The following is an 8,547-nucleotide window of genomic DNA, read 5'->3' on the forward strand; positions in this document are numbered from 1 at the left end:
CTACTTCCATTTAGTACAAAAAGAGCGTTATTGGTCGTGCTTGCTACCACCTAGGCAGTTTGGCGATACCATAGATTGCCCACCTCGAGCTTCCCACTCTGTCGGCGTATACGTGTGGAGTGCCAACGCGTGAACTGGCCCCTGCAGCGCTTCAGCCGCCAGACCGTTAATTTCTCTGTGTCTCGCTATTAAGCGCTTCCCCTCAAAGGCATCACTCACTACCGTTACTTTAAAATGACTTTGAGCCCCTTCCGGAACATTGTGCATAAAACTCTCATCTACAACCTCGAGAAAACTCGGATTAAGTGCAGCTTCAATCGTAGTTTCCAGAAACGCTTTTACTTGCATTTGGCTTACCTTGTTCTGTGAATAAGATGTCGGAATGTAAGATTAATTCTACCACCGATAGGCTTAGCCGTCTTCGCAATACCGTGCACATAATGACTTTGTGTTGTTCCTGCCATAATTAGTACACTGCCGTGCTCAAGCACCTGTGTATACTTTTCCTTAGTTTCTTTGTGCTTAAAAACAAAGGGCCTTACTTCACCTAAGGTGACGGATGCAATAACCGGGTTTATGCCCAACTCAGGCTCATCGTCTGAATGAAAGCTCATGCTATCTTGTCCGTCACGATACCAATTCGCTAACACACTGTTGAACTTTGTATTTTGGGTTGGAGCACATAGCGCTTCACAACAATCCTTTATACTTAAAAGACTGTTCGTCCACGGATTTGGCGACATGGTTAAATTCGAATAGGTATAGGTGCAATCGTCATTGCCGTGCCAGCTCTGAAGGCGGGGAATTTTTACCTGCTTGCCAAACAGTCTGATCGAGTCCTGACGCCAGGGTAACTCGGCCTTCAGTAACTCAAAAAAAGTATCTGCATCATTTTTTGATAGCGCTTGAGGAAAATAAGTGACATCGCCCTCTGACAGCGGGAGCTTATGAGAAGAGCTATTGTTTTCTGGGGTCTCGAAAAGAGAAAACTGCATGCGTAACTATGATATTTCCGGTGATTTATAATCTTGGCTATGGGCACTTGATCTCAAAAGTGCTTAAACACACATGTGAAGTTTCCCCTAATTACACCTTAATTACGCATGCATTGCTAATGTGGATTTTTCTGCGAGCTATAAAAGTGATTCTTTCACCATTACATTGTCACCATCAACATTGCACGGCATAAGAATGACACGTTATTGGTTAGAGCCGCGTGGCTGATATGATAAGATAGGCAGCGCGTACATAAACCAAATAGGCATTCCCAAAAGTATGTGAGTGCTTTGAGCCATCTCTGAAAACAGACTCCAATGAATACAGAATTTATTTTTGCCGACCGACAATTTTCGCTTATTCGCTACCCTGAAAAGCACCAGCACATAAGCCTTCAAGCATGGGATAGCGCTGATGAACTCGTTATTGAGCACATTGAGAACTTATTAAGTGAAGCGTCGCTTTCAATTGGCAGTGGTGACAATGATGGCTCAATGATGATTTTTAACGACGATTTCGGCGCGTTAGGTTGTTGGTTTTCGCACTTAGCACCTTACTGGGTATCTGACTCCTACATATCTTTGCGATCACTCTCTGAGAATTTAAAAGCCAATCATTTACTGGGTAATGCAGAAACGAACAATAAAAACGGCCTGCTAACCGCGCCGCTGAAAACCTTGACTAGCGTGCAAAGCTTAACGTTTAAGCCAGAAAAGGCGCCGAGTCTTGTTGCGCTGAAGGTCCCCCGCGCCCTTGCACTTCTTGAACAACAGCTTATTGATTTACAAAAATATATAACACCTGACACGCGCGTTATCGCAACCGGTAAAGTGAAGACCATCACAAAATCCGTACTCAACCTATTTGAACGATATATTGGCCCCACCACCACTTCCCTTGCCAAGAAGAAATCGCGGCTTGTGTTCGCTTCGCCTCGTGAGTCAATAAAACTATCTGACTCTCCCTATCCGACGCGTTGGCAGTGTAAAAGTACGATGGGAACGGCGTTAACTATAGACAATCTGGCGAATACGTTTTCCCGACAGTCATTAGATATAGGCGCTCGCATTATGCTTGAACATATGACGGTGAGCGCTAATGATGTGGTGGTAGATTTAGGCTGCGGCAACGGAGTACTGGGGGTTAATGCCCTTTCTCTTGCCCCTGATGCCAAAGTAATATTTGTGGATGAGTCCTATATGGCATTAGAAAGTGCCAGACTCAATGTGCTCAACAACTTCCCGGATAAAATTGATCAATGTGAGTTTGTTGCAAGTAATTGCCTTGAAACATTAATCAATAGAGAGAATAAACCTGCTGTTACCAAAATTCTGTGTAACCCACCATTTCATCAACAAAACGCAATCACTGACCATATTGCATGGCAAATGTTCACTGATTCCCGGGACGTACTTATTAAAAGCGGTCACTTAGTGGTGGTTGGTAACCGACACCTCGACTATCACATTAAACTTAAAAAGTTGTTTGGTGGCGCTAAGGTACTTGCGAGTGACAAAAAGTTCGTTATCTTAGGCACTGCAAAACGCTAAGCGATTAAAAAACGTGCGCGAATTAAGGAAAACATTTAAAGGCATTTTTATGAAGAAAATACTTTTATCACTGCTGACCGCCATCATGCTAATAGGCAGCAGTTCACCCGTTATGGCCAAAAAAGACGATGGGTCTCAGGTTCAGCCAGATAACTATTACCCTCGGGTGAAAATAGAAACCACCATGGGCGATATTGTGGTTGAACTGGACAGAAGACGTGCGCCAATTACCGTAAATAACTTTCTTCGTTATGTTGACAAGCGCGCCTACGAAGACACCATTTTTCACCGCATCGTGCCTGGTTTTGTTGTGCAAGGTGGTGGTTATACGGCAGACTTCAACGGTAAGTCAAACTTTCCAGATATCTTCAATGAATCTGGTAACGGTTTGACTAACGACCTGCACACCATTGCCATGGCAAGACAAGGTGACCCGCATACCGCAAACCGACAATTTTTCTTCAACGTGAATGACAACAGCAGCTTAAACCCCGGAAGAGACTGGGGCTACGCAGTTTTTGGCGTAATTGTTGAAGGCGAAGATATTGTTGATGCCATGTCGGAAGTAGAAACTGAATATTCGATTCGCCTTAACGCGAATAACGTACCCATTGAGCCGATTATTATTAAAAAGATGACCGTGTTACCGCCCTTATAGCGATTAACAGATACAAACAGCCATAAAGAGCAATGCTTTATGGCTGTAATTCCAACCTGAACAAATGCTGTTTTGGGAAGGTTTTGTCAAAGTAAAAGCCCTGCTTGTTAAATCCTAAGCGCTGTAAAAGCTTCTGCGACGCCATATTTTCTGGGTGCGTCATTGCGGTTAAAAAACGATAGCCCTTAGAGGCAGACCACGCAATAACACACTGACATGCCTCATAACATATACCCTTGCCTCTTGCTTCAGGCAGCATGGCAAAGCCTAAATCTGGGCATTCAAATGCAAAGCGATTAAATAAGCCACAGACGCCCAACGGTTGTTTGGTTTCGGTTAATTCGACAGCCAGCAGGCCATACCCCCACTCTTCGCGCTGCGCATTTGTTTTGCCAATGTAGTCACACGCATCGTCTACTGTATGGACATTTTTACTTCCAATGTATCTAAGCCACAGTTCATCTTGCTGTAATGCCAATACCCAGTGTTTATCATCAAAAGTAAGCGGCCGTAGCGTTATTTTATCGTTTGTAAAAATAGCGGTGTTTATGTTCACACTAGACCTTTTTCGAAATGTTCATACAAGGGTTTATTTCCAGCTTTTGCGTCATGAAAATACCTTTGCGTCTGAGAACTCAAAGAAGAACGTAAAAACGAAACACTACCTCTTTGATAAAAGCCTGTCTATCTGTTCGAGGTGTTCAGTATTCACCGCTGCGGCGCGAGGATATTTTGGGTTCAACCTGTCATTCACTCTTGGGTGCTCCCACAACGATGTATGGACGATAAATCGCTCGGCTTCCTTAATACCGCCGTGCTCTAGACATCCGCTTAAGCATGTATCGATATAAGTTTGGTGAACGGGGTAGTCGTTATTTGCCTGTGTGCATTCAAGTGTTTCACAAATCCAAAAAGTGAATTGTGAAAGCACGTTTTCTAGCGGCGCTGATTCATTATGTTGATGTAGATGAAAATTTAGTGCTTCAGGACTTACCTCAACGAACCGATAATCCTTTTCTCTTTCCTGTAAGGCAGGATTAATTTGTGTGGGGATAAGCTGGGCGTTTAATTTGCTATGCGCATTGGCCACCGCGCCAACGTATGTCTGTTTTTCATGAAGACTGCGAGTCACCCAGGCCCTTTCGAAGCCAGAAGCCGTCACAGGGATCCCTGGTGTAAAAATGTTGGAGTAGCGCTCTCGGCTGTCTTTGCTTAGTAAGCTTCCATAACCTAACACCATGTGTTTTTCGGTTTGCATGCTTAACCAATTCGCTATTTCATTCATTTTCACCTCTACTTCACAACCGCTCGACGTTTACCATCTTAAGCATGTTTATCTTTGCAGTTTATTCAACTAGAAAAAATCGTACTGACCACTTTCCCCTAGTATAAAAAAGGCGATGTACTGAGAGCCCCAATACATCGCCTTGTATACCGCAGTGGAGTTGTTTAATTAAAACAACGCTCTCACACCCATAGTAAAGTTTCTACCTGGAAGCGGTGCTTGGTCTTTTAAGAAAGATGTATGAACACGGGCTTCCTCGTCAGTTAGGTTTTCACCGCGCGCAAACACTACCCAGTCAATGCCCTGCGTGCCAAACTCATATTGCACGCTCGCGTTAACCAAGGTGTAGCCGTCGGTTGCAGTCTCAAATGACGCAACTTCATTTTGGTCGTCGTACCACGTAAAGCCCACGTCGGCACTTAAACCATCGTTCACGTAGCTTAATTCACTACCAAAGCGCATAGGCGGCGTGCGCGGAAGGTTGTCGTCTTCTATTTCTGCGCGGATATAGTCACCAAATACGGTTAAGCGTAGCGTGTCTGATAAATCAACGTAAGTTTCTGCTTCGAAGCCCCAAATGTCAGCGTCAGCTTGTTGGAAGTAATAGATAGGCAAGCCTTCTTCATCGCCGTGTTCATCATGTCCATGTTCTTCGTGTTCGCTTTCTAATCCTTCCTCTTCGTGCTCATCGTGTTCTTCGTGCACGCTGAGCGCAATTAAGCCTGTGCTTGTTTGGAAGATATAGTCATCTGCCTGATTGTAGAAGAACGACGCACTGTAGCCCCAGCTTCCAGTAAACTTACGGAAAGTAATATCTAGGTTGGTACTAACTTCTTCTTTTACGCCTTTAAGTGTTTCTTCGATATGGCCTTCCTCGTCCATATCAAATACTAGACCTACTTCGTAGCTTTGTGTTGCTAAATGCTGGCCAGCAGAGAAAAGTTCTTGCTGACTAGGCGCACGCTCACTGCGTGACAACGTAACGGCAACCGAGTAACCCTCCTGGTATTCCCAGTTGGCGCCCGCTGAAAGCGATAGACTGGTAAAGTCGTAGTCAGGGAAGTTGAAAGCAACGGCATGCTCTTCGTGTTCTTCACCCTCATGTTCCTCATCGTGCTCCTCGCCTTCATGCTCATCATGCAATACGTCAAGTTCCACTTCGCTGGCATCAGCGTCTAATGTCGTTCGCTCTAGTCGGCCACCAAGCTCAAAGGTTACATCACCTACTTTCTTTTGTTCTATTAGATAAAGTGCGTAGCTTGATGTGGTATTAGCTGGGGTAAAGGCTTCTTCGCCCACGGCATTGTAATCGCTATGATTAAACTGTAGCCCGAATACGCCGTGCCAGCCGTTCACTTCTTCGTGGTAGGCAGACAAGCGAATGTCGCTCGATTCGTTTGTGAATACCGTGCCTGGTTCACCGTCTTCAATTTCAGCATGTTCGTAATCGGTGTAAGCTGCGGCAAATTTAAGGTTTGTAAGTCCACGTACCGGAGAGTGCCACTCACCGGCTGCTTGATAACGGGTCATATCTACATCAAGTAACACGCCTTCTTCAGCGTGTTCTTCATGATCATGTTCTTCAAGATCGTGGTCTTCGCCCTCATGCTCTTCCTCACCATGAGCATGGCTATGACCAGGTACGCCATATTTGTTGTCGAGTTGTTCCACAGCGAAACCGAAGTAGCCTTCTTCGGCCACGTAAGATAAACCTGCAACGACGTTACGCGTCTCCATTGCGCTGCTTTCTAGCACACCGTTTGGTTCATCTTCATCGGGATCGATAGACGCAAAGCCCGGAATATCCGCGTTGTCTGTATCGCGATAAAACCCGTCGACATGCCATGCAATATTGCCACTGCCACCCGTTACATCTGCACGGGTATACGAGCCGTTATTCACTGTGCTATAGCTAGTTTCAGCTTCGCCTTCTACGCCGTCTATCTGATACTGAGGAATACGTTTGTCAACCACGTTCACCACACCACCAATAGCGCCACTACCGTATTGAAGCGTTGCAGGACCGCGAAGTACTTCCACCTGCGTTGCACTTGAAAGTGTGGTGGCAACATTGTGATCTGGACCTACTCGAGATACATCAGATACATCCAAACCGTTTTGAACAATCTTTACGCGCGGGCCATCATTACCGCGAATAACTGGGCTGCTTGAAACCGGGCCAAAATAAGTGCTGTGCACACCAGGCGCGTTTTTTAGGGTTTCCCCTAAGGTTGGCGCTTCTATTTTACGTAATTTTTCAGCACCAATTACGGTCACTGGCGTAACAGATTCCAGTACTGATGATTGAAGCGCATTGGCGGTAACCACGATATTTTCGACGGATGCAGGCTTTAAAACGAAGTCTACATTTTGATCCGTATTTACGTCGCCTAAGTCGTTATCACCATGAATGTAGTTTGAAGAATAAACATGTAAATGAATATGTGGCTGCTTTACATCGTCAAAACGGTAAATACCATTTGCATCGGTGTATGCTACACGGCGGCTGCCTTCGATTTTTACTTCAGCCCCTGCAACAGGTTGCCCTGCCGTGTCGGTGACTTTTCCCGTTACTGTGGTGGCATGCACAGGCGCACTTAACAGCCCTGCTATGGATAAACTTAGCAGCGAACGCATTTTCATGGGTATCCCTCTGTGGATGTTATAACATTATTTAGTGATGTTATAACATTTTATCCATTGCCCATTGCTTGTCAACCGCTGCTTTACTCACTTAATCTTATGTTTTTGCAATTCAATCGGACGCGCCTACTGAAACCCAAGGTTTAAGCAATTCATAGCTAATTGGGCACGAAGGTACTAAGCCCTACTCACTGTGAAATTGATCACTCCTTGAATATGCTTCGCGTTGGTTTTAAGCATAAGCAAACGATCGATGCCCAGCGCCACACCCGCACACGGTGGCAAACCTGCGTCAAGCGCACTTAGAAAGTTTTCATCAATGGGCTTAGTGGGAAGGCCATGTTCTCTGCGTTTCTCGTTATCAGTTTCAAAACGCAGTCGCTGCTCTTTTGCTGCACTTAACTCATGAAAACCGTTAGCAAGTTCAGCGCCTTGGTAATACACCTCAAAGCGTTCGGCAACCCGTTCATCAACTGGGCTTAGTTTGGCAAGCGCCGCCTGAGAAGCAGGGAAATCGTAGATGAAGCACGGTTTTTCGTTACCGATTTCAGGTTCGATTACATAGCTGAACAACAGTTGTAACTTGCTGTCATAGCTTAGATTTTGCGGCGCGTGAATATCTATGTTCTGCTCTTCCATTGCCTTTAGCAAAACGTCGCCATCAGCACTTAACGGGTCAATATTTAAATAGGTTTGAAAAGCTTGCTGATACGTCATCTTATCAGCCGAAGCTGTGTTTAAGGTTTCTTGCAGCAAGGCGTCAACCTCGTCCATTAGCGCAAAATGGTCAAAATCTAAGCGGTACCACTCTAGCATGGTGAACTCTGGGTTGTGCCAGCGCCCTTCACCTTCATGGCGAAACGCTTTACACACCTGAAAAATACTACCGCTGTCAGCGCACAGTAACCGCTTCATGGCATATTCAGGGGAAGTTTGAAGATACAGCGTCGTTGGCTTACCGGATGAGGCAAAATTGAATTGGGTATCAAACGCATCTAAATGCTCATCGGTAACCGTACCGTTTGAAAGTAAAGGCGTATCGACCTCTAACACGTTTCTTGCGTAAAAAAACTCACGGATTGTTCTGAGTAATTCTGCTCGCGCAACACGGGCTTCATGAGTGGTAGTAGGCTGCCAAGATTGCATGTATTCAAACCTAAAAAGAATAGCTAAAACAAAAAACCGGTACACAAAGGCACCGGCTTTACACATAAACAGAATGCGCGATATGCGCTTAATACCAATCCGCATAGATCATTGCCCACTCAGAAGGCGCTGGCAAGCTTCATAGCGAAGCGTGGGAATGCAGGAATGGTTGTTCCCTTTCAAATTCCCAGAATGAAGCTAGGAAGCTTGCCAGACCTTCCCGAAGGGCGAGTTTAAAATGTCCGTACTCTTTGTTGTGTCACCTTGAT

Annotated in this window: 8 protein-coding genes; 2 read left to right on the forward strand and 6 right to left on the reverse strand. The window is 45.3% G+C overall.

Translation table 11 applies throughout. The features are described 5' to 3' along the window. Positions 1 to 27: 27 nt before the first annotated feature. A complete protein-coding gene (locus tag BIZ39_RS01965) occupies positions 28 to 348 on the reverse strand; it encodes a BolA family protein (RefSeq protein ID WP_014948226.1) in 321 nt (106 codons plus the stop codon). A gap of 5 nt (positions 349 to 353) precedes the next feature. Beyond that, entirely contained in the window at positions 354 to 995 is a 642-nt protein-coding gene (locus BIZ39_RS01970; protein WP_187446215.1) for an alpha-ketoglutarate-dependent dioxygenase AlkB family protein, read from the reverse strand. Between the two features lie 318 nt (positions 996 to 1,313). Between BIZ39_RS01970 and BIZ39_RS01975 the strand changes: the two genes are divergently transcribed. Continuing rightward, positions 1,314 to 2,546, forward strand: a complete 1,233-nt coding sequence (locus BIZ39_RS01975) for a methyltransferase (RefSeq protein WP_187446216.1) — start codon at positions 1,314 to 1,316, stop codon at positions 2,544 to 2,546. Between the two features lie 49 nt (positions 2,547 to 2,595). Beyond that, on the forward strand, positions 2,596 to 3,204 hold the full coding sequence (locus BIZ39_RS01980; RefSeq protein WP_014975652.1) for a peptidylprolyl isomerase: 609 nt from the start codon (positions 2,596 to 2,598) through the stop codon (positions 3,202 to 3,204). 37 nt (positions 3,205 to 3,241) lie between these two features. Here BIZ39_RS01980 and BIZ39_RS01985 read toward each other — a convergent pair whose 3' ends face one another. The 4 genes from BIZ39_RS01985 to epmA form a co-directional block, all read right to left on the reverse strand. Continuing rightward, positions 3,242 to 3,760: a GNAT family N-acetyltransferase gene (locus BIZ39_RS01985; RefSeq protein ID WP_187446217.1), complete on the reverse strand. Its 519-nt coding sequence runs from the start codon at positions 3,758 to 3,760 to the stop codon at positions 3,242 to 3,244. Positions 3,761 to 3,865: 105 nt separating this feature from the next. Next, positions 3,866 to 4,489: a gamma-glutamylcyclotransferase gene (locus tag BIZ39_RS01990; RefSeq protein ID WP_187446218.1), complete on the reverse strand. Its 624-nt coding sequence runs from the start codon at positions 4,487 to 4,489 to the stop codon at positions 3,866 to 3,868. A 168-nt stretch (positions 4,490 to 4,657) separates the two neighbouring features. After that, on the reverse strand, positions 4,658 to 7,132 hold the full coding sequence (locus BIZ39_RS01995) for a TonB-dependent receptor (RefSeq protein ID WP_187446219.1): 2,475 nt from the start codon (positions 7,130 to 7,132) through the stop codon (positions 4,658 to 4,660). Positions 7,133 to 7,309: 177 nt separating this feature from the next. Then, a complete protein-coding gene (gene epmA / locus BIZ39_RS02000) occupies positions 7,310 to 8,278 on the reverse strand; it encodes an elongation factor P--(R)-beta-lysine ligase (RefSeq protein ID WP_187446220.1) in 969 nt (322 codons plus the stop codon). Between the last annotated feature and the right edge of the window lie 269 nt (positions 8,279 to 8,547).

Origin of the sequence: Alteromonas sp. BZK5, assembly GCF_014349115.1 — a bacterium.
Lineage (GTDB): Bacteria > Pseudomonadota > Gammaproteobacteria > Enterobacterales > Alteromonadaceae > Alteromonas > Alteromonas macleodii.

Coding starts and splice junctions, on each gene's coding strand:
- BIZ39_RS01965 (WP_014948226.1), bottom strand. CDS start 348: ATGCAAGTAAAAGCGTTTCTGGAAACTACGATTGAAGCTGCACTTAAT.
- BIZ39_RS01970 (WP_187446215.1), bottom strand. CDS start 995: ATGCAGTTTTCTCTTTTCGAGACCCCAGAAAACAATAGCTCTTCTCAT.
- BIZ39_RS01975 (WP_187446216.1), top strand. CDS start 1,314: ATGAATACAGAATTTATTTTTGCCGACCGACAATTTTCGCTTATTCGC.
- BIZ39_RS01980 (WP_014975652.1), top strand. CDS start 2,596: ATGAAGAAAATACTTTTATCACTGCTGACCGCCATCATGCTAATAGGC.
- BIZ39_RS01990 (WP_187446218.1), bottom strand. CDS start 4,489: ATGAATGAAATAGCGAATTGGTTAAGCATGCAAACCGAAAAACACATG.
- BIZ39_RS01995 (WP_187446219.1), bottom strand. CDS start 7,132: ATGAAAATGCGTTCGCTGCTAAGTTTATCCATAGCAGGGCTGTTAAGT.
- epmA (WP_187446220.1), bottom strand. CDS start 8,278: ATGCAATCTTGGCAGCCTACTACCACTCATGAAGCCCGTGTTGCGCGA.